Origin of the sequence: Pseudomonas sp. 2822-15 (genome assembly GCF_002742515.1) — a bacterium.
GTDB lineage: Bacteria > Pseudomonadota > Gammaproteobacteria > Pseudomonadales > Pseudomonadaceae > Aquipseudomonas > Aquipseudomonas salomonii.
In genome coordinates this window covers 138060-161919 of sequence record NZ_LJRY01000377.1, presented here as the reverse complement: position 1 = coordinate 161919, position 23860 = coordinate 138060, and the positions used below count along the sequence as shown (strand labels likewise).

The window sequence follows — 23860 nt, the reverse complement described above, 5'->3', positions numbered from 1 at the left end:
CATGCTCAAGTATTTCGATCCGCATATCCATATGGTCAGCCGCACCACCGACGACTACCAGAACATGGCCGCCGCCGGTATCACCGGGGTGATCGAGCCGGCGTTCTGGCAAGGCCAGGCGCGCACCAGCCTGGGCAGTTTCGTCGACTATTTCGACACGCTGCTGGGTTGGGAACGCTTTCGCGCGAGCATGTTCGGCATCCATCACTTCTGCACCATCGGCCTGAACCCCAAGGAGGCCAATGACCTGTCGATTGCCAATGAAGTGCTGGAGATTCTGCCGCGTTACCTGGTCAAGGACGGCGTGGTGGCGGTGGGTGAAATCGGCTACGACGACATCACCCCCGAAGAGGACCGCTTCCTCGCCGCGCAACTGGAACTGGCCAAGCAATTCAACCTGCCGGTGCTGGTGCACACGCCGCATCGCGACAAGATCGGCGGCACCAAACGCACCCTCGCCGTGATCCGCGAAGTGGGGATTGCCGAGCACCTGGTGATCATCGACCACCTCAATGAGCTGACCTTGCCGCTGGTGCTGGACAGCGACTGCTGGCGCGGCCATTCGATCTACCCCAACACCAAGATGTCGGAGCAGCGCATGGTCGCGTTGCTGCAGGAATATGGCACCGAAAAAATGGTGGTCAACAGCGCGGCGGACTGGGGCATCAGCGACCCGCTCAAGGTGCCCAAGACCGGCCAGGCGATGCTCGCGGCCGGGTTCAGTGAAGCCCAGGTCGAACAGGTGCTGTTCCATAACCCGGTGGATTTTTTTGCCCAGAGCGGCCAGCTCGACAAAGCCCTGGTGAGCACGCCGCTGCCCATCGACCAGCGCAAGCAATGGCAGGAAAACTCCGCCTTGCGTGGCCAGGACCCGGTGGTCAAATGAGCGCCGCCAACGGCTGGACGGCCAGCCAGATCGGCTATTGCAGCAATGTGCACCCGGCCCGCGACCTGGCCGCGCTGCGCGCCTCCATCACCGAGCATTTTCAGGGTGTGCGCACCTTGCGCGGGCTGGAGCAACAAGACAGCGGCCTGTGGATCTGCGCCCAGGCGGCGGCGCAATTACAGCACGCCTCGGCACGCACGCAGTTTGTGCAGTTGCTAAAGCAAAGCGGCGTGCGCCTGACTTCACTGAACGGTTTCCCCTACGGCGACTTCCACAAAGGCGCGGTGAAAGCCGAGGTGTATTTGCCCAACTGGGCCGACCCGCAGCGGCTGGCTTACAGCCTGGACCTGGCGCACATCCTTGCCCACGCCCTGCCCGACGATTGCCGCCAAGGGGTGATTTCCACGGTGCCGCTGGGCTATGCCGCAACCTGGAGCAAAGCGCGGCAACTGCGCGCCGATGAACACCTCAGCCAACTCACGGAGGCACTTGCCGATCTGCACCGCAAAACCGGCAAGAACATTGTGTTTTGCCTGGAGATGGAGCCCGACTGTGTGCTGGAAAACACCGAGCAGACCCTCGCCTTCTTCCAGCGCCGGCAGGCCATGGACCCGAACCATGCCTACCTGGCGCTGTGTTTTGATGTGTGCCACCAAGCAGTGATGTACGAGGATTGTTATCAATCCCTGGACCGGCTGCGTGCGGCCGGCGTGCCGGTGGGCAAGGTGCAGCTGTCCAACGCGATGATCTGCCACTTGCCGCCCGACGATGCCACGCGGCGCGAAGCCGTGCTCGACACCCTCGCAAGCTTTGCCGAAGCCACCTACCTGCACCAGGTCAAGGCACTCGACGCACAGGGCGGCCGTGTGGCCTGGCCCGACCTGCCGGCGGCCCTGCAGGCGTGCGCGGGGTTCAACGAGCTGCGTATTCACTTCCATATCCCGCTGTTCAGCGAACACCTGCTGTTGCCCGAACTGCGCGGTAGCCAGGCGGCCCTGGCCCAGACCTTCGACTACCTGGCCGCCCATGCCGAGTTCCGCCCGGTGCTGGAGGTGGAAACCTACAGCTGGGGCGTGCTGCCCGCGCAATTGCGGCCCACCACGCAACAGGCGCAGCTTGAAGGTATCGCCGCCGAGCTGCGCTGGGTCGAGGACCAATTGCGCCAGCGCAACCTGCTGCAATCCTTGGTGCAGGAGGCGTATGCCGATGCGCTCTGAGCAACCGCTGCTGCTGATCAATGTGGTCGGGTTGACGCCGTCGCTGCTGGGTGAGGCGACGCCGCAGATCAACGCGCTGCTCAAGACCGCCCAGATGGCCAGCCTGCAACCGGTGTTCCCCGCCGTGACGTCCACGGTGCAGGCCTCGATCCTTACCGGCGCGCCGCCGTCGCAGCATGGGATTGTCGGCAATGGCTGGTACTTTCGCGACCAGGCCGAAGTGCGTTTCTGGCTGCAACCCAATGCGCTGATCCAGGGCGAAAAGGTCTGGCACACCCTCAAGCGTGAAATGCCTGGCTTTCGCTGCAGCCAGTTGTTCTGGTGGTACAACATGTACGCCGATGTGGACGCCTCCATCACCCCGCGCCCACATTACCCGGCCGACGGGCGCAAGCAATTTGGCCTGTATTCGTCGCCGCCCGGTTTGCATGAGCAGATCGAGGCGCAGATTGGCGAGTTCCCCTTCCACGGTTTTTGGGGGCCGGCGGCGGGCATCGCGTCGAGCCGCTGGATCGTCGAGTGCGCCATGGCCGAGTTCCAGATCAGCCGGCCGCACCTGCAATTGATCTACCTGCCGCACCTTGATTACAGCTTGCAGCGCGTGGGGCCTGAGCACCCGTCGATTGCTGATGAAGTGCGCGCCATCGACCACCAAGTCGGGCGTTTGCTGGCCTTCGCCGAGGCCCAGGGCGCGGCGGTGATGCTGCTGTCTGAGTACGGCATCGAAGCCGTCGCGCAGTCGGTGTCGATCAACCGCGTGCTGCGCGCCGAAGGCCTGTTGCAGGTGCGCCAATCCTTGAGCTGGGAATTGCTCGACCCCGGCGCCAGCGCGGCGTTTGCGGTGGCGGACCATCAGGTCGCGCATGTCTATGTAAAGCACGTGCAAGACATCCCTCGCGTTAAAGCCTTGTTGCAGTGCCAGCCCGGCATCGAGCAGGTGCTGGACAAGGCCGAGCAACGCGCCTGGCAGCTCGACCACCCCCGCAGCGGCGAGTTGGTGGCCGTGGCCGCTGCCGGGTTTTGGTTCGATTACTACTACTGGCTGGATGAGCGCAAAGCGCCGGATTTTGCGCGCACCGTGGACATTCACCGCAAGCCCGGCTACGACCCGGTGGAGCTGTTTATCGACCCGGCCATTCGCTTGCCCAGGCTCAAAGTGGCGCGCCGCCTGCTGCAAAAAAAGCTCGGTTTTCGCTACTACATGGACCTGATCCCACTGGACACGGGGCTAGTCCGTGGCAGCCATGGCCGCCTGCCCACCAGCACGCAGACCGGCCCGCTGCTGATCACCAATTGCGACCTGGCGTTGCCGCAGCAACTGGCGGCGACGGCAGTCAAGCAACTGCTCCTGGAGCACTTCCTGGGGCGCCCTCACCTCGAACTGGCGAATGCCAAGGAGCTTTCATGCGGCGAGCCTTATCTATAACGGTCCTGAGTGCCCTGGCCGGATTGGCCCAGGCACAGGACACCAACCCCTTCGACTGCAGCAACTTTTTGCAGTTTGGAGGCAATCTCGACGCCACCCGGGCCGCCTTCACCCAAGGCCCCGACACCCTCGCCTGGAACTGGTTCGTCTGCCTGAACCAGCCCGCCGGCGCGCAAAGCCCTGACCGGGTCTGGGAAACCCTGAAACCGTCGGACCAGGTGTACCTGCCTAACGGCGCCCAACCGCTGCCCTACGGCCAAAGCGTGCCACCACCCGCCGCCGTGCTGACCCAGGCCCAGGCGATGGGCATGAACCCCAACCGCATCATGCATAACCTCAACGCCACACAACAGGTGGACGGGTTGATCCTGCAAATGGGCGGCCAGGTGCCGGCGGCCGAAAAAGGCCAGGCAGTGCGCTTCCAACTGCTGATGGGCCAGGACACCTTCAACTACATCCTGCAGCAGAAGGTCTACAACGTGAATGGCCAGGCCGCACTCACCAGCGACCTGAACTTCCCCTCCACCGCCTGGGAGCTCAAAGCCGCGTGGCTGTGGATCGGTAACGACACGGCCTACCAGCAACAATTGGCCAGCCAGGGTTATTACATCGCCCAGGCCTATTACCAACAGGGCAAGCAGTATCAGGTCGGCTATGCGGCGCTGAGCGGCTTGCATGTGATCAACAAGCTGAACCCCGATTGGGTGTGGACCACCTTCGAAAACCGTAACAACAGCCAATACACGGTGACCAACGCCGCCCCCGCCGCGCCGATGACCAACAGCACCGGGCCGACAGCGGCGGCGCAGCCGGTGAACGCTACCTTCCAGGCCCAATACCCGGCGTTGGCGCAGTACGAACTGATCGGCGTGCAATCGAATACCACGCCCACTTTGCTCGCCAACTCCCAGCTGGAATCGGCGTTCCAAAGCGAATCTTCCTGCTTCGCCTGCCATGGCACCGCTGCTTATTCGCCCAAGCAGGGCTACTTCAATTTCGCCTTGAACAAAGACGGCGGCATCGTCTACCCCACCGCGCCGCTGCCCGACTCCGACTTTGTCGGCTACCACAAACTGGACTTTGTCTGGTCGCTCAAACGCGCCCAGTGGCAACGCTAAGGAGCCTCACATGAGCGTCTTGAATTTCCCGCGTATCTACCTGGGCGGCCATATGTTCTGGAACCCGCCGACCGCCAACAACAACGACATGTACCCGCTGTACGATGCGGTAAAAATGCAGATGAACTGGCCGTTCCTGAAGGCCTTCGACATCACCCCGTTGAACGCCGCCAGCACCTTGCTGCCCTGGACCATCGCCCCGCTGTCGCCCGCCAGCGTGCCCGATTACGTGATGCAGGTGCCAGGCAACGCCGCGCAGTTGACCACGCCGATGATCCCTGGCGAGTGGAACCTGTTTGGCGACAATGCCTGCGGCACCGTGAGCTACAACCAGACCCAGTCGGTGATCACCGGCGGCGAGTTGCCGGGCGGTGGTTATGTGAGCCAGGACCCGCTGATCAACCAGAGCTTCCAGCTGCTCGGCAACCCCTTCGGCGGTGCGCCCAGCTCACCGGCGCGCTTTGTCGACGTGAGCCCCTGGCAAAACACCTTCACCGCGCTGTACTTCGACAAGCTGGTGCTGGGCAATGCCGAGTGCGGCCTGACGCTCAATCGCCAGTTCCGCATGCTCGACCGCTTCCTCAACTTCAACTGGGCCAACCTCGGCGGCCTGGCCTACGTGACCACCACCTGGCAAACCTGTTTCCCCAAAGAAAACCTGGAATGGGTGATCGGCAATTCGGCCTTGCTGCAAAACCTGCAAACCCAGATGGCGCAGCAAAATGCCAAGGGCTTGATGTTCCGTTTTTCAACCTACCTGACGTGCTACGACAAGAACGGCATCCTCAACAACTACCCGCCGATCGACACCCACTCTTCCAGCGCCGCAGCCCAGGCCCAAGTGCAGGCCATGTACCAACAGGGGTTGGATAACGTCGGCGATATTTTCTTCAACCCGGCCTATAGCCGCACGGTCGGCACCCTGGGCCTGTGGCTCGACGATGAGTTCCCCACCGCCCCCGCCGGCCGGCGCCTGGTGCCGGCGGGCGCAGTGCCCATCTACAAGACCTCGCCAGGCTCGGCTACCCCGGCGCAGCTCGGGGTGATCTCGGCGCAGGCCCACGACGACACCTTGTCGCTGGATCTGGGCAATGCCTTCCCGTTCTACCCGATCGACAAGACGGCGGACATCCCGGTCGCGGCCAAATTCCAGGCGGGCAATTACCAGATCGGCATCCGCCAGGGCACGCAATTCAGCCCGCTGGCCAGTTTTGGTTATGACGATTATCAGCAGGCGGCCTTCGACAAACGCTCGGGCATCCTCGACCTGCCGCTGGGCGTGGACGCCCAGGCACTCCTGCAAACCGGCACCCTGGAATTGCAACAGCCCGGCACCACGCCCGTGATCGCCGCGACCCAGCAAATGTGGACCGCCGAAGTGGTCGAGAGCGCCAGCTTTATCGACGTGGGCGATACCAGAACCCTGCAAGTGATGGTGCAATACGACGGCCTGCCCGCGCCCGCCGGCACCACCTTGTGGGTGGCCGAATACGGCAATGCCTACATGCTGTGTACCACCGATTATTACCTGGCTTTCAGCAACGCGGCGAACTTCACACTGTTTAACAACGACCCGGCCAACCTGACTAAAAACAGCGCCAATTGGCCGCAATTCCAGGGCGCAACCCCGCTGCGCAGTCACGTGACCGAGGGCACCGGCCGCCAATTGATGGCCACGCGGCTGGCGGTGTCGGCCGATCAAATGACGCCGGTGACCTACCAGGAATTTTTGCCGACGCCTGCCGCAGTCGCCTTAAGCCCGACGCTCACGTTCGCCAACCCGATCGCCATGCAGGGCATCTTGCAAGACCCGCTTAACAGTACGGTGCAATACAGCCTGGCGAAGATCCAGACCGACGCCAACGGCATCGCCAACCTGACCGTTACGGCCCAGGCGCCGGGCTTTCCGACCTTGCGTTTCTTTGTGCAGGAAGGTCAGCAGGCCCCGGCGATCCCGTTCAGCTTCCCGCTGCCCACGGCCTTCACCGACTTCCTCGCCCCCCTGCGCGTGCTGCCGCTGGAGCCGCAGTTGCAGCAGAACTTCGTGGATGCCTGGAACCTGATTTATCAGCGCGAGAACGCCGGCCAGTTGATCTGGGAGACCTTCATCTATCCCTTCATCCTCCAGCCGTTCTATTACCTGTACCCGATCATGAGCAAGTTCATGCCGCTCAATTCCCTGCCGCGCATTGAGGGCGCGGTGGACCAGCTGATTGTGTTGATCAGCAAGCCCTATCAGGAAGAAAGCACCCTGGCGATGCCCATCACGCGGGACATGCCGCAAAGCCGTCGAGCCGTGCTGGAGCTGTGGGCGAACGCCCTGGTGAAATGCAACTACCCACCCGTGCAACTGAGCATGAGCGACTACCACTAAGCCACACACAGGAGCGCCGGGTGGCCTCACGGCTGCCCGGCACCCCACAGGAGTGCCCCATGAACACCCGCCTTTTGAACCGACTGTTGCTGCTGCTTGTGCTGCTCAGCCCCGCCGCGTTTGCCGCCGACGACAGCGGCGCCGTGTACTTCACCAATGGTGTGCACAACAGCGAAGGGTGCAATGCGCAGAACGGCAACTGCATCGCCAAACGCATGCCCGGCGAGCCATCCGATCCGTTTTTCCCGGCGCAATGGATCAGCGACTGGACCATGTACCGGGTCACCAACAACTACGCGAAAAACCCGCCGCCCTACAGCAACCCACCCTCAACCCTCACACCTGCCGACTACACGGTCTCGCGCGGGACGAGCTATTACGACACCACGTACATCCCGCCGGATGGCGACGGCTTCGGCGCGATGATGGAGCACTACGAGAAGTACTGCCTGCCGATCTTTCCGATCAAGAACAACAACTACACCTGTTCGTTCGTGTCCCTGGGCAACAAGGCGTACTTTTTGACTTACCCGCAGGACCGCCCGAAAGACATGCCGGCGTGCTGCATGTTTTCGCCGATGAACCACCCGCCGCGCCAGGACTTTATCGAGCATCTGCCCTACAGCGCCGAGCGCAGCAAAAACCTCAACGCCAGCGTGCAGGCCTATGCCCTGGACCTGCAATCACCGGCGGGGCCGATCCTGTTTGGGTATGCCTTCAACAAGCGCCAGACCGGCGCACCGCCCTACCGTTCGCCGCAGTCGTTCTTCTTCTCCGGGGACACCAGCGTCGCCAATGCGCCGATCGTGAGCCAGAACTACACCAACTTCCGTATCGCCAAACCCGACCCCAGGCAGACCTGGGACCAAGTGGCCGCGATGTGCCCGTCGAACCCGCCACCGTGCCAGTTGTTCGAGCCGCCGGCGTCCCGGAGCAACGGCCATAAGGCGCAATGGAACCAACTGATGCAGCGCAAGCCTTGAGGAAGATCATCATGAAAACCCTACTAAGTGTGATGCTGCTGGGGCTGGTCAGCCTGCCGGCCCTGGCGCGCGAAGCACCGCAGCCGTCGCTGCTGGCCACCCAGCTCAACTGCCAGCCACCCACCAGCGCACCCGCCGCCAATGCGCCGCAGGACCAGTTCGATCAATACAGCTGGCAGATGTTCGTCGCCCTGAACTGGCCGGCCCAGGACGGGCAGCGCGGCACGCCCAATTGCAACAAACAGCCTGGGGATTCGGGCTACACCGTGTGGCAAACCTACAAGACCGTCAGTGAGATCTTCCTGCCCGGCGCCGCCAACCCTGGGCCGTGGAACAGCCCACTGACGGCCCGCAGCCTGGGCATTATCAATATTGCCGCGTTGAAGAACAGTTCATTGGTCAACTCCATCGACCAGGCGGTCGGCGGCTGGCTGATCGACCAGGCGGGCAACCCGACCTACTACGACATCTCGGCCAACCAGGCGTCCTATAACTACATTGTCGGCAACCGCTTCTACAACGCGAATGTGGTGTCCAAGGCCAGCAACATCAGTTTTCCCAACGGGGTGATCGAGATCAAATCGAGCTGGCGCATCCTCACGCCCAGGGACAACGCCAGCCATTACCTGACCCAGATTGCGCGCGTGGCCACCTTCAACAACCAGGGCCAGCGCACCGGCGTGACCGAGGCGTATCTGGGGCTGGTGGGCCTGCATATCATCACCAAGGTCAATGGCTACCCGCAGTGGATCTGGTCGACCTTCGAGCAGATCGAAAACGTGCCGCCCAAGGCCAAGGTCAATGGCCAGTGGGTCGATCAACCGGTGTCCGGTACCGCGTATTCCTACTACAACCCTGTGGCCCCGGCTGCCACGCTCAACCAGTCGCCGTGCAACTGGCAAACCCAGGGCACGCAACTGGTCTGCGTGCCCAAGCCCGGCACCACGTTCAAGACGCCGAACCCGCTCAACCGCGTCACGCCGATTGCCGACGCCACAGGCTGGGTGAATGCCAACTACCAGGCCAGCCCCGGCCTGCAACGCAGCGTCTTGAAGTACTACCAGCTCATCACCACCCAGCGTCCGCTGATGCCCAACAACCCGAGCAACCCGCTGGGCCAGCCGACGCCGGCACTGTCGGCCAACGTGACCATGGAGAGCTATATCCAGCCCAACAGCAGCTGCATGAATTGCCACTCCATGGCGACGCCGGTGAAGAGCCCGTTCAAGTCTGACTTCTCGTACCTGTTCAAATTTGCCAACCCGCCTGTCACCCCACACGCCACGGACAAGGAATAGACCATGAGCATCCTCAATGGACCACGACTGAATTTCTGGGGCGGCATCCGCACGGACGTGAGCTTGCCGAACAACTCCCCGACCATTCCGTTCAATGGCAACCCGAACTGGCCGCTGTTCGACCTGACCACCTCGACCCTGGCGCCGGGTGCGCAGTCTTATACCGATGACCAGTTAAACAACATGATCAACGCGCCAGCAGGCAATTACTACACGGCCGGCGGCTGGAACCACTACGGCCAGCACGTGGTGGACATGCAGAATGCCTTGATCAGCTCCCAAGGTGTGCCGGGCAACATCAGCACCACCGGCGACATGATTGGCCAGCCGGTGTACCTGCTCGGTTCGGTGGACCCGGTGACCGGCCAGGGCCCGGTCTCCGGCCCGATGATGGTGGACCTGGACCCCAGCGCCTCGACCACCACGCAGATATTTGTCGGCGGCCTGCAAATTGGCGGCAACGACAACATTCAATTGCTGATCCGCAACAATGCGGTGTGCAGCAGTTACGACGTGACCGGCCGCGTGCTCGACCCGGCCAAAATGGACGCACCGGGTTCGTTCCATGCCAGCGGCACATTCCAGCTGACCTTCCCGCTGAGCAGCATCGTCAGCTGGAACCAGAACAGCGCCGGCCTCAGGGCAATTATTCAGGCGCCGGGGGCGACGGGCATTGTCTTGCGGTTTGTGATGTTCGAGATGTGCCCGCAGATGACCACGGCGCAGTTGGATGCTGATTACGCCGCCGGTAAATACACCCCGAACCCGAGCATCGGCCGGGTGATCGGCACCCTGGCCCCGGCGTTTGCCGGCGAGTTGCCGGGCTGCCAACCGGGCCGCCAGATCGTCAACCAGGCCACGGGCAACGCCGCCTACGCGGCGCTGGGCAACAACGGCTTGCTGAGCCTGGATATGGTCAATGTCATCCCCAAGCAAACCTTCCGTGCCGTGCGCGATGACATCACCAGCCCCATCGGGCCGAATGCCAATTACGGGCCGGTGACCATTGCCGCCGGTGCGGCGCCGCTGACGACGCTCAACCCCGTCGCCAGCCCGCTGGTCAATTACTATGTGTACGGCGGTATCGTCGACCTGCCCCTGAGTACCAGCCAACAGCAAGCCGTGCGAACCACCGCGTTGAACATCACTGCGCCCAATGCAGTGAACGGTAAAAAACTCAACGCCACCGAGGCCACTTACCGGGTGTCTGCCGACCAGCGCAATGTGTACCTGGAGGACTACCCCAATGGCCTGACCATCACCTTGCGGGTCAGCTACCTGGGCGGGCCGGTGCCCAACGCCACCCAGGTGAGCCTCGCAGCCAGCGCGCCGGGGGTTTACGGGCAAAAGCAGTACTTTGACTTTCTCAACTTCCCCCCTTCGCTGACCGTGAATGCCGGGCAACAGACGGTAAGTTTTCCGGTCTCGCTCAAAAGCGGCAGCGCCGGCCAGGCCGGTTTTGTCGCGCTGACCTGCACGGCCAATGGCGTGGGCGATGGCGCCTTCTTCACCAACCTGCGCAAATACGCCCAGACTGATTTCGGCATAGCCAAGGGCAGCACCATCACCTGGGCCCAGGTTTACCCGAACGTGTTGCGTTTTCACTACCTGGCCTTCCCCGCCATGTCGCGCTATGTGCCGCTCAACCAGCCCGACGCGATCATGGCCGCCAAGAACGCGATTTTGGCGCGCACCTCGGACGCCTATAAAGGCACCACGCTGTTCATGCCGGTCGTGCGCTCGATGTCGCCGGCCCAACGGGCATTGTTGCGCGCCTACCTCACCGGCAGCCCATGGCAGCCACCGCAATAGGAGCACAGCCCATGACCTTGCATATCCCGGCGCAGCCCATTGAGGCGCTGCGCCCCAGTACATTGATCGCCGAAGGCCTGCTCAACCCGCGCGGTCTGTGCCTGCAAGACGACGGCAGCCTGCTGCTGGCCGAAGCCGGCTCCGGCCTGGCGGATCAGCCGTACAGCGGCCGCATCAGCCACCTGCAACCCAACCCTGCACGGCCGGGCGAATACCTGCCCGGCGACGTCATCGCCCACGGCTTTCGCAGCATGAACATGCAGGCGCGCATGCTGCGCGATGAAATCATGGGCGTGTCGGACATTGCCTGCGGTGAGGGGCGTTGCCTGGCCAGCCTGACGGATTATGTCGGCGGCTCGCAACTGCTCGATCTGCAATACAGCCCACCTGAACCGGTGTTCCACAGTCGAGGCAATTTGAATGCGCTGTGCTACCACCCCACCCGCCACAGCTGGCTGGCGGTAAAGCCGGATACCAATCAACTGGTGGAATTCACTGAAGGCCGGGACGAACGGGTACTGGCGCAACTGCCGGAACTCGATCAGGGCCAGGACGCCGTGCCCGTGACATTGGTGTACGAACCGCAGACGGACGCCGTGCTGATCAGCCTGTTCTCCGGCGAGCTGCACGGCGACCTGGCGCGCAAGGGCATCGACTTTGCCGATTTTGCCGGTCAAGTGATCCGCGTGCACCCGGCCAGCGGGCAAATAGAAGGCGTGATACGCGGCCTGCAATTGCCCACGGGCCTGGCGTTGTGCCCGCGCGGCAGGTTGCTGGTGCTAGAGCTGTGCAGCCACCTGCAGCAACCGCTGCTGCCGGACTGGAGCGGCGAGCCGCTGCACGGCGGCTTTACTCGGTTCAGTGGTCGTCTGCTGCGTTGCGAGCTGCACACACGGAAGGTCGAAGTGCTGGTGCGTGGCCTGGATACGCCGTCCAACTTATGCGTGGTGCCGGGCGCCGTACTGGTCAGCGAAGGCATGGGGTTGACCGGTCGGCACATCCCAACGCCTACCGACACGGTGGTGGCATTGAGCGGAAAGATAAGGCGGGTGCCGCTCTGAAAGCCATGCCTTTCAAGGTTTTTGGGCTGATGCAGTCAAGTCGAATCAGAAATAAAACTAACAGCAATCTGTGGCGAGCAGGCTTGCCACAGTGACAGTGTTCGTCCTTATTGAACGGTATCGCCGGTTATTCAACGTCCTTGAAAGCGCAGGCTCTGAAAGCGACCTTATACCGCGTCCCCCAACAGCAAAACGGTCGCAGGCCCGGCACGAAACGATGGATTGTGCTGGGCCGCTGCGACCATATGAGGGGCGACATGGTGGGCGTCCAATGCGGCCTTTGACGCCCACTTTTCGATGAGGACAAAACTGTCGGGGTTGCCCACCACGGGATGCAAATCATAGTGCAGGCACCCGTGCTCGGCCCGCACCTTGGGCGCCAGCGCCTGGAACGCTGCCAACTGCTGCGAGCCCTTGCCGGGCTGGGTGTTGATCATCACGACAAGCCGCACTTCATTGGACATGAACACACCGTTGCTTGGATTGGGTAAGGAGGACGTACAGTACGTGAGCATGATGCCTGGGTGCAAAAAACATAATGCACACACGGTTTTCACGCGGTTTTCACAGTGGCGCGCCTAGCCTGAACTCAGCTCCTAAGTGAACACCTTTTAAGCCCGCGCCCCCATCGTGGGCTTTTCTTTGTCTGAGTTTTGAATCGACATGCCTCACCTACCCTAGTGGGTTGGCGTACTCAGAAACTGACCCTCTGCCAGCATTGCTACAGCCAACCACACTCAAAAAATTCAGATGTCGCTCTCATCGAGACTGTAATATTGAAGCCCTAAAAAAGGACGTGCGCTTTTTTGCTTTCGCCATAACTACCCGCCAAACTATTGATACGACACAAGGAAGAACATGTACTTCTACCACTTCACGACTGCCTCTGCCGCACAAAACATCATGGCGTCATCACTCAAAGTTGGAATCACGCCCTTCAGCGCAATGTCCAAGAGGCAGGCCGTCAACCTCACAAACACACCAGATCCCAAAGGGCACGGTTTGTTGACAGGCCAAACCTTGAAGGACACTGATCCGGAATATAGAGCAGTCCAAGCTCTTGGTGTATACACGCCGGTGCGAAACCCTGATGGGTACTACACGATTACCGTTGCAGACCAGACTGAGGCAATGCTGGTTATTGACCTTAACATCAGCAGTAGCAAACTCATCAGCTACGACAAATTATTCGAGAAAGACATCAAAAACATGCTATACCCTGGTCGCGATAAAAAATTATATGATCAATTAAGTGCAACAGCGATACACAGTGCCGACTACCCTTTTTCTACCGCGCACATCAGCAACGCTCAACAAGACCAAGAAATAGCCGATATAATAAATAAGAAACGCAAACACAAAGCCCCTACCTGGTTCTTCCATCTTGTCGATATCCCAGCGAAAAAAATAGTGGAAGTCCGACTCAAACAAAGTGATGGCTCTTACAAGTAATAAACAACGCTCGTATTCATCACCTACACTACCCAATTATTGCCTAGCCGTTCTGGCGATAAATCGACGATCTTATTTGCCTCGGGGGCGGGTGGATACGTTCCCCCCCGCCGTGCACATAGACCGGGAAGGTTGACGCGACATCGTATCTCGTCGGGGTATATCGGCGGCGACCACGCTGGACAATGGGAGGGTACCGGCGGCGATCGTGGATTTACAAATATAGGCCCAACCAGAACGTGAAGGCATTCACACTTCTGCAACGCCAGTGTTGAGGCACAAAAAAAGCCCCAATAGTATTTCCCTCCACCCGAGCGCTCACTCTTATACGGATATTGCTCTGCGCCAGCTCGGGCGCTGACACGTGTGCAGGCAATCAAACATTGAGGTTTGCCATGCGTCTTACCCAACTCGCACCCGCCGCCGCCCTGTTCAGCCTGTTTGCCCTGCCCGCCCACGCCGCCGACCTGACGGCCCTGACGGGCGCCCTGTCCTCCGCCCTGGGTGGCAGCAACAACAACACCATCAACACCATCAACACCCCTGGCAACAACACCTCCTGCCAGCAGCAGATCCGCGACCTGCAGGCCAACATCAATGCAGCTAACGCCAAAGGCGACACCTTGCGCGCGACAGCCTTTCAGGCGGCCCTGACGCAAACCAATAAAAGCTGCAGTAACGCGCACTACAACACCCAGGCGCAGGTGGATACCAACCCACAACACCAGCAAAACGTGAACAAGGCTGCGGATGCGATCAATGCCATCGGTGGTTTGTTCAAGTAAGTCGAAAAGTGATGTGAGAAGAGCCCGCGGTTGCGGGCTTTTTTATGCCTGCTCTTTGGCTGCCTGCTGCGTGCAGCCCGATACGATAGACATGCTTTAATGGGCGCCATATCACCACAGCAAAGGAATTGCCCGATGAACAAATATCTCCTGTGCTCGCTATTGGCACTGGTTGCGGGCTGCAGCACGGGGCCTTATCTGCATCCGGAGTCGTCTGTGGGCCAGAATGCCCTGCTCTCACGTACCTGCCCCGGTGCACACGCGGCCATGAGCTTTACGGCACAACCAGAAAAACTCAACTGGGTTCGCGTGCTGGTGTATGTAGCGCCACCGGGCACGCGCAGTTGGCCAGGCAATGTGAAGTCAACCGACAGCGAACTTCGTCTGTTCGGGCGCCTCTATAAACCGAGCCAGGGCTACACAAAAACGCCGCTTTGGGTAAGTGCCGCATCGCCTGAAGTGAGCGTGCAATTGGCATCCGGGCGGACTTACCGGGTCAGCGTCGATCAGTTGAAAACAGGGTTCGACCCCGCGCAAATATCCAGCTCCGACACTCAAGGTACACCCTTGGGTAAAGGTGACATGGACGACTTTACGCTGACCTTCCCGGACATCTTCGTCAATGGCGAAAAAGTCCCCATGGCGCCGATTCACTTTAAAAAGCGTGAAGAGCGTTATGCGCCGGTGTTCAACTGCTGAGTTGAATCGCCACGCGGTTATAAACCGGTGATTGTTGATTGCTAAGGATATTTCAAATGAACGGACGCACCTTGCTGGTCGTTATATTGCTTGCCCACCCCACGCTATCCTTTGCAGCCACCCAACCTGGTGACGGGAAGGTACTCGGGGCAAGCGATGGCCTGATGTATTCCCGGGCGCAGTTCACCTGCGGGACGCTGCCCGCCGATCTTGTTGCCGATTACGTAAAGGCATCCAAGCTGATTGCTGGGCCTAGCGCGGAATACGATGAAGGCTATGAACAAGTCGTCTCCCGAGGGGAGCGCAATTGGCCGGCTATCCCGAGCGCTGAGCAGCGAGCACTCGAATGCCAGAAGTCCAAAGAGGACCTGGCAATCAAGGTGAAGTTGGCACAACGCTGGTTTCCTGAGGCATACAAGTAAGCGCTGGAAGTTATTGCCACCCGCTCATATTTATCTAACGGAGCGCCCACTCCATGGTCAGCGACCTCTCACCAAACTGAGGCTCTCAAAATATTTAAGGATATTTCAATACGTTATATATTATATTTAATTTTCAAATAACACTAAACGAATAACTCGTTTATAAAGATCAACACAACAAGAAAACAGCGAACACGTGATAAGCCTATAGCACTCCACGCTCAATGGACACGAAGGAATGTAAACTTATGACTGTCTCAACGAAAAATCTTGTTAATCCAACTGCCTCTTCTGCAGGAATCCAGACGAGTGAAGATTACCAAAGCCTTCTGAATTTTTCACACGCTTATGATCGAGGAGGATTTAATTTAAATGGAAAGCCGTCTTACACCATTACGCAGGCAGCGGATGAAATAACCCGAGGCGGTTACTATTGGGGCGACAATGACCATAACGGCAAATACAACTTCACCTACAGCTTTCTGACCTCAGAAAGTAAATCTTACGCCGCCGAGAAAGTTTCCGGCTTCGCCGCTTTCAACGCACAACAAAAGTCCCAGGCAGCCCTTTCGTTTCAATCCTGGTCAGACGTCGCCAATATCTCATTCCGTGAATCTAACAGCGGAGGCGACGCCCATATATCCTTGGGCAACTATAGTAATGATCTGCAGCATGGCGGTGCCCGGTCGGCTTTCGCGTTCTACCCAAACAATAGCGGAAACAGTGACGCCCTGTTTTATACCAATAAAAGCTACCAGGAAAACTTGACGCCAGCGAACGGCAATTACGGCCGTCAAACGCTAACCCATGAAATGGGTCACACGCTTGGCCTGCAACATCCAGGCTCGTACGATGCCAGCGTGGGTCAGCCGTCCTATTCGGATGCGAAATATGCCGAAGATACACACGGCTACTCCGTGATGAGTTACTGGAACGAGAGCAACACCCATCAAAACTTCAGTAAAGGCGGTGGCGAAGCCTATGCGGCGGGCCCGCTGATCGACGACATTGCTGCGATCCAGAAGCTCTACGGCGCCAACTACGCCACCCGCGCCGGCGACACCACTTACGGGTTCAACTCCAATACCGGGCGGGATTTCTACAGCGCCGCCTCCAATACCGACAAGCTGGTGTTCTCGGTATGGGACGGTGGCGGCAACGACACCCTGGACTTCTCCGGCTTCACCCAGAACCAGAAGATCAACCTCAGTGAAGGCTCGTTCTCCGACATCGGCGGCCTGGTGGGTAACGTGTCCATCGCCAAGGGCGTTACCCTCGAGAACGCTTTGGGTGGCGCGGGCAACGACCTGATTATTGGCAACAACGCCGCCAACATCATCAAAGGCGGTGCCGGCAACGACATCATCTACGGCGGTGGCGGTGCGGACCAACTGTGGGGCGGCGCCGGCAACGACACCTTTGTGTATGGTGCCAGTTCCGACTCCAGGCCAGGGGCTGCAGACAGGATTTTTGACTTTACCTCGGGTAAGGACAAGATCGACCTGTCGGGCATTACCAAAGGTGCAGGCTTGAGCTTCGTCAATGCATTCACCGGGCATACTGGCGACGCGGTGTTGAGCTATGCCTCGGATACCAACCTGGGCACCTTGGCGGTGGACTTCTCCGGGCACGGCGTGGCCGATTTCCTCGTCACCACCGTGGGCCAGGCGGCCATCAGCGACATCGTGGCGTGATGTAAAGCGCGGCGCTTCGGCGCCGCGTTCTGAGGAGCCAGAAGTGGATTCTGGCCTTTAGACTAATTGTCGTAGAAGTACCACATTACCGCTATCACAGTGGCAACCCATCCGAGGGTAAGCAGAAATGATAGACCTGCGAGCCGCTTATCCATGGTGCCCTATCAAAAGTCAGATGAACGCAATACGAACGCCTCGAATCAGACGCCTCGAATCAGACGGCTCTAATCAGAGTAGTTCAGTGCTCTCACTGTGCAATGGCCTGTACCTGGCGATCAGTCCTTGGTCGACAGTGCTGGTGATTACCCTAGCTCAATGAGCGGGAACATCAGGAACCTTTTGCAAAATCCGGAATCAGTGCTGCTTGCTTTTACATCAATCAGTTAGCGAGCGCCCAGCATGATCCTGAGAAACACCTTACTGTGCATTGCGCTTGTCGCCGCCGGCTTCCTTGCCGGGTATGCAGCGAAACCAACCCGTGAACTTCAAGTAACAGCCGGCCAACTCATAGAGTGTGGCCGGGTAATCATGCCGACTCTTGGTATGTAAGTGTGATCTCTGCGTCAGAAAACTTGTCATTGGCTTGTGGGCCCATCCAGCATGGATGGAGTTCCAGTAACGCCGACACCCATTCGGCGGTCGAGAGTCTTAAATCTACATTGCAAGGAGTGCGATATGCCAGTGGTAGCTGTGCTGAATGATGAGTCAGACCAAGGTGAGATTTTAGGTGCGCTGAAGGCCTATGGTCTGGTGCTGGCTAACTACTACACCCGCCCCGGCGCATCGGAGCTGACCACGGAATTAAGAGCCGCGCTGGGCAGTAGATCTGATGAGAATCAGCTGATTTGCCATAATCTACCGCTGGCGATAGAAGGCGACCCCTCGTGGACAAGCGTGCTTGTGCTCCCTCCCCGGTATCACTTTAAATACCGTGAAACGATGGCCTTGGCGGCTCGAGCGCTCAGCGCTGCCGATGAAAGTAACGAGAAGGGAATGTTCTTGTATCACGAGCCGTAGACGCCCAAAGTGGACTGGCGGTGGCATTCAGGGATAACACTTAACGCATGACAGCATGGCGAAATCAGAGCTTTTGGAGCAAGGTCGGGGTCATTGCCTGGCTGACGCTGCTCATGGCCATTCCTGACGCTGGCGACACAGGCTGGTTGGACGCAGGCGCGTCCAATCGTAAGCGAGTCTTCAGCCCTGGCTTCATTGCGCTGTGCGCCATTGTGGTGGTGGTTGAGCTGATAGTGCTGAACCACTTCTATGGGGTGCGAGTATGAGGTGAAGGCGGTACGCTTATATCTTGTTACAACTATTCACCTGCAGGCACCGCCCGCAAAGAACTTCAAACTTTTGTCCTAGTCCCAATGACAGGCGTGCTTTAAACCGTGAGCGCCTGCTGACAACCCATAGAGGTTCACAAAATGAAAATGACACTGCCCGTCCTGTTTTTGGGCGTCCTCATTGCGCAAGGAGCGATGGCTGCCGGAGATGGCACAGCCGGCCTTGGAGGCGGCGTTGGTGGTGCACTTGGCAACATCGTAGGTCAACAGCTTGGCGGCTCGACGGGCGCGGCGGTAGGCGCAGGCGTAGGTGGTGCCGCCGGCAGTGCTGTCGGTGCTCAAAGAGGCAATAGAGCGGAAGCTGCATTGGGTGGAGGAATCGGCGGCGCGGGTGGCTCATTGATTGGTAATCGCCTCGGCGGTACAACCGGCTCGACGATCGGTGCAGGTCTCGGCGGCGCGGCGGGTGGCGCGCTGGGAAACAACCTGGCGGACGATGAGAGCAATCATCGATCCGATGGTAGAAAGCACAAAGGCAACAACAAGCATAAACACAAGAACAAGCATCGTTAGGTCCTGACGCTGTTACATCGAAGCCCGGCCCAGCGCCGGGCTTCTTGTTTCTGGCAGGCGCCCTGCTCTGCTATCGTGGCCCGCTCTGATCGCAGTGGAAGCATCGAAGCATGAATTCATGGAAGACTCTGGCAATCGCCTTACTGGCATCGGTCAGCACACAGGCCGTATCAGGCGACAACGTCAACCCTGTCGCTGCAGGAATATTTATCACCATCTCCTTGCCAACCATTTTAATTGGGGCAACCACATCGCTCACGACCGAGCCGCCAAAGATATTCAAGTCAGCCAAGACTGACGCACTGACGTTCATAGGTTCGGACGGCGAGATTCGCGGGGCACAGTTTGAGCAAGCCTCCCGACACTATCGATTGAGCTACAGGTCACCGCTCATGTCCGATATGCAACTCGCCAAGGCGATCGTGGCGTCCTACTGAGCGCATCCTTTCACATCCCTTTCACACTCGGGCGCTTAGGGTTACCCCAGCTCCTAGAGAACATCCCTTTAAGCCCGCTAATCCCCATCGCGGGCTTTTCTTTGTCTGCGATTCGGAGAGCCGAGACTCGCCCTCGACGTCTTACCCGTCGACCGCTATACACGCCCAGCTTCAAAATGACACGATAACGCCTTGCCTTCGTAAGCAGGAATAGAGGATGTTCAGTCACGTAACCGTTGGGACAAACGACCTTGATAAGGCGTCTAGCTTCTATGACGCGGTGCTGATCCCCTTGGGGCTCTGTCGTCGGCCTGTAACCCCTGATGGCGGGCCACCTTCGGCATGCTGGATCAAGCCAGATAACGCTCTCCCGCGCTTTTATGTGTACAGCCCTTATGACCGCAATGAGGCCGGAGCAGGGAATGGCAGCATGGTGGCTTTCACTGCACCCTCTCCAGATGCGGTAGATAGCGCCTATGAAGCCGGGCTTCTTGCAGGTGGATCTGACGAAGGTGAACCTGGCCAACGCCCCCACTATGGTGACGGCTACTACGGTGCGTACCTGCGTGATCCAGATGGCAACAAGGTGCACATCGCTCATCGTGGAGATTTGCATGTGGCGGGAGCGCTGGAGTCTTTGAGGGTTTGCACGGGCAGAGAAAGCGCCCATGACATAGCTTGAACGCTCACAGCGAGTTCCCTTGGATATTTTGTATGGGGGCGGCGGTACGGCTGATGTCTCGCGACACGTTTTGAAAGCAGTCTGAAAGTGTCGCGACATTGGGGGTATTGCCAGGGATAGGTATCATGCTCATAATGGCCCCACAGTGTTTTATAAGTTGTTGAAAGAGCCGGGTTGCAGCCCGGCTTTTTTATGCCTGCGATTCAGGCGTATTGGAGTCCGAAACGCCTGTAAGTAGCTTTTTGAATGCACACCGCAAGTTCCAGGGAGGACGAAAATGAAGGTTAATGGCGTTGTGTCGGGTGGGAATCAGCGGACCGGGCGCTGGGCGATTCGCACAGAGAACGGCTTCGCCGTAGTGGATCTAATGCAGGGAGAGCTTCACTTTCACGACGTGGTAACTGGTGACCTCGACAGTCACGGTCCGGTCGTTTTGATAAACCGGACAACCGAAGAACCTGTCGAAGTTTGCGTCGAAGCAATTCACGCAAGCCTAGATGCAGCAAGAGCTCTACTTCAGAGTAGATAACACCACTCTCAAAATGGCTGCCAAGCCAGAGCCGCTTGGCGCCAGCGCACAGCTTTCCTATCCCCGCCCCCATATCAACCTTTTGCTCTGCCATCTTCCCTCCCTCACGTCGTACTGTATGAATCAACAGCTAATCCAAATCACTTTTTGCCCGCTCGTAATGAGCGGAGAATTAACCCGACGGCCGCTCAGACAACTGATCTCTGAGACGGGAAAGGCCTGACCTCCTCCGCAACGAAGGAGCCGTCTTCAAGTTCGGTTACGAAAATGTCCCGGCCGACTCGTAAAGCCTTGTTCAGGGCGCCCTGGCTCATTCCAAGCAGATGAGCTGCCTTGGTCTGGCCCTTGTTCAGGGCAAATTCACTAAGAGTGATTCGGCTCATGGCCATATCTCCGTTGGCATACACGTGCGGAGATTATATCCATGGGATATTTTTATCAAGCCCAATGGAAATAGCAAACTATCCCCATTGGCAATAGGATTGGCCAGATGACTACTGACCGACGCGAACTTGAAGACTGGGAAAAGGATGAGTGCGCCGCTCTCAAGCTGGCTCTTGCTCGGTACAACGCCTCTGCGTCGAAGAATGATCGCTTCACCCAGGAACGGTTGGCTGGCGAACTGGGTATGGCTCAGGGAAATCTAAACGGACACCTAAACGGAAAGCGCCCCCTAAATGTAGAGATGGCGGCAAAGGTATTTGCACTGACTGGAATACCCGTAGAAGAGTACAGCCCAAGACTCGCTGAGGATATTAAGTCGCTTGCCGCCTCTATTCAGCTTGGCGCTCTCTCAGGCTTAGCGACACAGGCGCGCGAGCTTGCCGAAGCTTCTAGCCCTAGATCCAGGTCCGCCTTGGAGAAAATTGCTGAGGCCGCAGATTCCGGCCTTCTAAGCGAAGAAGATGTTTTGCTGCTCGAGGTAATAGCAAACAGACTGGCATCCCAAGGAAAGAACCAGACAGAATCGCCCCATCAGCGCTTAAGGAAAAAGCTGACAAAACATGATCCAGTTCCTCAGTAGTGATTTTTTTAGCGGTCTTCTTCGCGATCCGTCTCGGACAGGCTTGAATCCTCTATTTCGTGCCAAGATTCGAATTGGTTCGGAATCTGTTCACTGCTTTTTAAAGCCGATTCCCGACACCATTCGCGATGCTCAGGGCCTCCCTGAGTATGAGTCGGCTGAGATCTTGAGTGAGGCGCTCGGATACGCGATGGCCAGGCTGGTAGATCTTCCGGTAGCGAAAAATGCAGGCGTTATCGAGCTGAAACCAGAGCAGATGCCAGTCCGTGTTAGGCAGATATTGAAAGACATGTCCACCAAGGGAGAGCAAAAGACTTACCTTGCATGGTTTTCAGAGGATACAACCTACCCCAACCTCTACCAAAAACACGCAGAGGGCTTCCCTAGCTTTCTTGAAGACCGTCGCGCCAAGCGCCTGGCTGTTGCCCTCTCGAAAAACAAGTCAATACCCAGCGTAGTGTCCTTCGACTCCTGGCTGCAGAACTCAGATCGGCACCTTGCCAATCTATTGTGGGCTTCCGGCGGAAAATACGTCCTGATTGATCATGGACGAATATTTGGATGGGCTGACTGGAAGCCATCCTCCCTTATCAGTAGAAAAGATCCTGCCAATCGATTGATGGATATCATTGACCGCCATACTCCAAATTGGAGTGTAAGTTTTCCTATTCGCGGCGCCAGGCTACTTGCATACAACGGATTTTCCGTAGCTTTCAAGGATCGCGGAGTAGCTTTAGCCACAGATATCCTGGGTCATTTCTTGGACGACAAAGGGTCAGCGCTTGTTGTCGACTTCTTGTCTAGCCGGCTTGATAATGGCCGATACTCCAAGGAGCTTGGGATGTTGGCATTGCCATGAATATCACAGCACGATTAAGAGGTCGCATTAGCGAGCAGCCCCGGCAGGATCTAGTTATTGGGTCCTGGCGGACTATAAGTATGTGCCTTGATCAGGACGCCGGGGAGTTTCTGAACGTAGGCGTAATCTTTCAGCACGGCGGTAAGGCTGAGGTTCGCATGCTGGATACTTTTCAGCGCTTGGCCTGCTTATATGATGGCAGATTCGATCAAAACGATTTTGCTCATTACCTGCAGGACATAGAAGCCACCCTGATCCATATGGGCTCCGATCTGCCTGACTTTATTTCTGACGATATACGCCTGGGTGATCCCCTCTACGCCGCAGGTTCGGATGCGGAATCTGTTGTGGATGAATTCTTCAACGATGTCGTAACGCTGGCGAGGCCTAAATCTGGAAATAAGCGTGATAGCTTCAGGTATCGATCCACTCCGAAGCTAAAGGAAGGTGTCCTATGCCTCATGCAAGAAAAGATGCATATGGAGGCTTCTAGAATCATTCAGCAAGGTCGCTTTAGCTTAAAGATGAAGGGGTCTTCGAACCGGATTGAGGTAGATGTCCCTTTGCTGAGTCAGAATGCGGCGGGTACCATTGTCTCAGCTTGGTATAAGAGCCCTCTGGTTGTAGGCAACAACATACTCCAAGCTGCATCTGACATCCTCCTGATAACCAGCAACTCAGACAGGACCGGGTCCATCTCGGTGCTCATGCCTCCCGCAGATAGCGGCATGTCGACCTCCGAGCATCAGAAGGTTTTAGATGCTGCGTTCAGACAAATGGATCGCGCAGACAAAGCTGGTGTTGCCATCCTAGAAGCGCCTTCAACCGACGCAGTAGCAAACAAGACCATCGAGTGGTGGCAAGGCAAAGTAGCCTAGCACTTCAAATATCGATAACGCCAAAGCCCGCCTTGACGCGGGTTTTTTTACGCCTCGGACATTTTTATATCCATTGGATTTGACATTTTAATATCCTGTGGATATTTTTACCTCTTCGGGTCACCAAACAGGGACTCGCCAGGGCCTACCAAGACCCGCCGCAACACAGGCAGCGATGAACCGGCCTCAACGGTTCAGAGGGTTGGCAACTGACCCGGGCGAGCAGCGTAAAGCGCCAAGAACAGTTATCCAGCGGGAGAACAAGCCGAAAGGCCCGCGGCTGGAGAGACATTTGATTAAAGCCTGTGACCGACGCCAGTAGCGGGTCACGGCCAGATCCAAACGATTTGAATTAGCGGGCCCGA

24 protein-coding genes are annotated in these 23860 nt (G+C 58.2%); 22 read left to right on the top strand and 2 right to left on the bottom strand.

The window, feature by feature from the left end; translation table 11 throughout:
* Position 1 precedes the first annotated feature (1 nt).
* Genes AOA59_RS29755 through AOA59_RS29715 form a run of 9 tightly spaced genes read left to right on the top strand, consistent with a single transcriptional unit; the run spans position 2 to position 12175 of the window.
* Positions 2-886, top strand: a complete 885-nt coding sequence (locus tag AOA59_RS29755) for a TatD family hydrolase (RefSeq protein ID WP_017136539.1) — start codon at positions 2-4, stop codon at positions 884-886.
* The gene (eboE, locus tag AOA59_RS29750) at positions 883-2103 is read left to right on the top strand and encodes a metabolite traffic protein EboE (RefSeq protein ID WP_099489952.1); all 1221 of its coding nucleotides are present in this window, start codon (positions 883-885) and stop codon (positions 2101-2103) included. Before AOA59_RS29755 ends, eboE begins: the two co-directional genes overlap by 4 nt.
* The gene (locus AOA59_RS29745; RefSeq protein WP_099490083.1) at positions 2093-3529 is read left to right on the top strand and encodes an alkaline phosphatase family protein; all 1437 of its coding nucleotides are present in this window, start codon (positions 2093-2095) and stop codon (positions 3527-3529) included. The genes eboE and AOA59_RS29745 overlap by 11 nt, the downstream gene beginning before the upstream one ends.
* Positions 3508-4647 (top strand): hypothetical protein, encoded by a 1140-nt coding sequence (locus AOA59_RS29740; protein WP_099489951.1) that lies wholly within the window; start codon positions 3508-3510, stop codon positions 4645-4647. The genes AOA59_RS29745 and AOA59_RS29740 overlap by 22 nt, the downstream gene beginning before the upstream one ends.
* A 10-nt stretch (positions 4648-4657) precedes the next feature.
* The gene (locus AOA59_RS29735; protein ID WP_099489950.1) at positions 4658-7021 is read left to right on the top strand and encodes a hypothetical protein; all 2364 of its coding nucleotides are present in this window, start codon (positions 4658-4660) and stop codon (positions 7019-7021) included.
* A gap of 59 nt (positions 7022-7080) precedes the next feature.
* A complete protein-coding gene (locus AOA59_RS29730) occupies positions 7081-8004 on the top strand; it encodes a hypothetical protein (protein WP_099489949.1) in 924 nt (307 codons plus the stop codon).
* An 11-nt stretch (positions 8005-8015) separates the two neighbouring features.
* On the top strand, positions 8016-9302 hold the full coding sequence (locus AOA59_RS29725) for a hypothetical protein (RefSeq protein ID WP_099489948.1): 1287 nt from the start codon (positions 8016-8018) through the stop codon (positions 9300-9302).
* Between the two features lie 3 nt (positions 9303-9305).
* Positions 9306-11114: a hypothetical protein gene (locus AOA59_RS29720; protein ID WP_099489947.1), complete on the top strand. Its 1809-nt coding sequence runs from the start codon at positions 9306-9308 to the stop codon at positions 11112-11114.
* An 11-nt stretch (positions 11115-11125) separates the two neighbouring features.
* On the top strand, positions 11126-12175 hold the full coding sequence (locus AOA59_RS29715; protein ID WP_099489946.1) for a hypothetical protein: 1050 nt from the start codon (positions 11126-11128) through the stop codon (positions 12173-12175).
* 167 nt (positions 12176-12342) lie between these two features.
* On the opposite strand, the gene AOA59_RS29710 is transcribed toward AOA59_RS29715, so the two are convergent.
* Entirely contained in the window at positions 12343-12639 is a 297-nt protein-coding gene (locus AOA59_RS29710) for a putative quinol monooxygenase (protein WP_099489945.1), read from the bottom strand.
* A gap of 394 nt (positions 12640-13033) precedes the next feature.
* On the opposite strand from AOA59_RS29710, the gene AOA59_RS29705 reads away from it, so the two are divergent.
* From AOA59_RS29705 to AOA59_RS29660, 10 genes are all read left to right on the top strand, one after another.
* Entirely contained in the window at positions 13034-13627 is a 594-nt protein-coding gene (locus AOA59_RS29705; RefSeq protein WP_099489944.1) for a hypothetical protein, read from the top strand.
* Positions 13628-14022: 395 nt separating this feature from the next.
* Positions 14023-14412: a DUF1090 family protein gene (locus tag AOA59_RS29700; protein ID WP_099489943.1), complete on the top strand. Its 390-nt coding sequence runs from the start codon at positions 14023-14025 to the stop codon at positions 14410-14412.
* 135 nt (positions 14413-14547) lie between these two features.
* Positions 14548-15111: a hypothetical protein gene (locus AOA59_RS29695; protein ID WP_099489942.1), complete on the top strand. Its 564-nt coding sequence runs from the start codon at positions 14548-14550 to the stop codon at positions 15109-15111.
* Positions 15112-15167: 56 nt separating this feature from the next.
* Positions 15168-15533 carry a hypothetical protein gene (locus AOA59_RS29690; RefSeq protein ID WP_099489941.1) on the top strand — a complete coding sequence of 122 codons (366 nt, stop codon included), beginning with the start codon at positions 15168-15170 and terminating at the stop codon, positions 15531-15533.
* 248 nt (positions 15534-15781) lie between these two features.
* On the top strand, positions 15782-17227 hold the full coding sequence (locus AOA59_RS29685; RefSeq protein WP_099489940.1) for a serralysin family metalloprotease: 1446 nt from the start codon (positions 15782-15784) through the stop codon (positions 17225-17227).
* A gap of 675 nt (positions 17228-17902) precedes the next feature.
* Positions 17903-18244 (top strand): hypothetical protein, encoded by a 342-nt coding sequence (locus AOA59_RS29680; protein ID WP_065932180.1) that lies wholly within the window; start codon positions 17903-17905, stop codon positions 18242-18244.
* 47 nt (positions 18245-18291) lie between these two features.
* A complete protein-coding gene (locus AOA59_RS29675) occupies positions 18292-18510 on the top strand; it encodes a hypothetical protein (RefSeq protein WP_099489939.1) in 219 nt (72 codons plus the stop codon).
* Positions 18511-18654: 144 nt separating this feature from the next.
* Positions 18655-19086: a hypothetical protein gene (locus tag AOA59_RS29670; protein ID WP_083221821.1), complete on the top strand. Its 432-nt coding sequence runs from the start codon at positions 18655-18657 to the stop codon at positions 19084-19086.
* A gap of 110 nt (positions 19087-19196) precedes the next feature.
* Complete coding sequence (locus AOA59_RS29665) at positions 19197-19523, top strand: DUF2388 domain-containing protein (RefSeq protein ID WP_099489938.1); 327 nt, start codon at positions 19197-19199, stop codon at positions 19521-19523.
* A gap of 217 nt (positions 19524-19740) precedes the next feature.
* Entirely contained in the window at positions 19741-20205 is a 465-nt protein-coding gene (locus tag AOA59_RS29660; protein WP_099489937.1) for a VOC family protein, read from the top strand.
* A gap of 717 nt (positions 20206-20922) precedes the next feature.
* On the opposite strand, the gene AOA59_RS29650 is transcribed toward AOA59_RS29660, so the two are convergent.
* Entirely contained in the window at positions 20923-21117 is a 195-nt protein-coding gene (locus AOA59_RS29650; RefSeq protein WP_099489935.1) for a Cro/CI family transcriptional regulator, read from the bottom strand.
* Positions 21118-21224: 107 nt separating this feature from the next.
* On the opposite strand from AOA59_RS29650, the gene AOA59_RS29645 reads away from it, so the two are divergent.
* From AOA59_RS29645 to AOA59_RS29635, 3 genes are all read left to right on the top strand, one after another.
* The gene (locus AOA59_RS29645) at positions 21225-21758 is read left to right on the top strand and encodes a helix-turn-helix transcriptional regulator (RefSeq protein WP_099489934.1); all 534 of its coding nucleotides are present in this window, start codon (positions 21225-21227) and stop codon (positions 21756-21758) included.
* Positions 21739-22617, top strand: a complete 879-nt coding sequence (locus tag AOA59_RS29640) for a hypothetical protein (RefSeq protein WP_099489933.1) — start codon at positions 21739-21741, stop codon at positions 22615-22617. The genes AOA59_RS29645 and AOA59_RS29640 overlap by 20 nt, the downstream gene beginning before the upstream one ends.
* A gap of 80 nt (positions 22618-22697) precedes the next feature.
* A complete protein-coding gene (locus AOA59_RS29635; protein ID WP_178076317.1) occupies positions 22698-23495 on the top strand; it encodes a hypothetical protein in 798 nt (265 codons plus the stop codon).
* Positions 23496-23860: the final 365 nt, after the last annotated feature.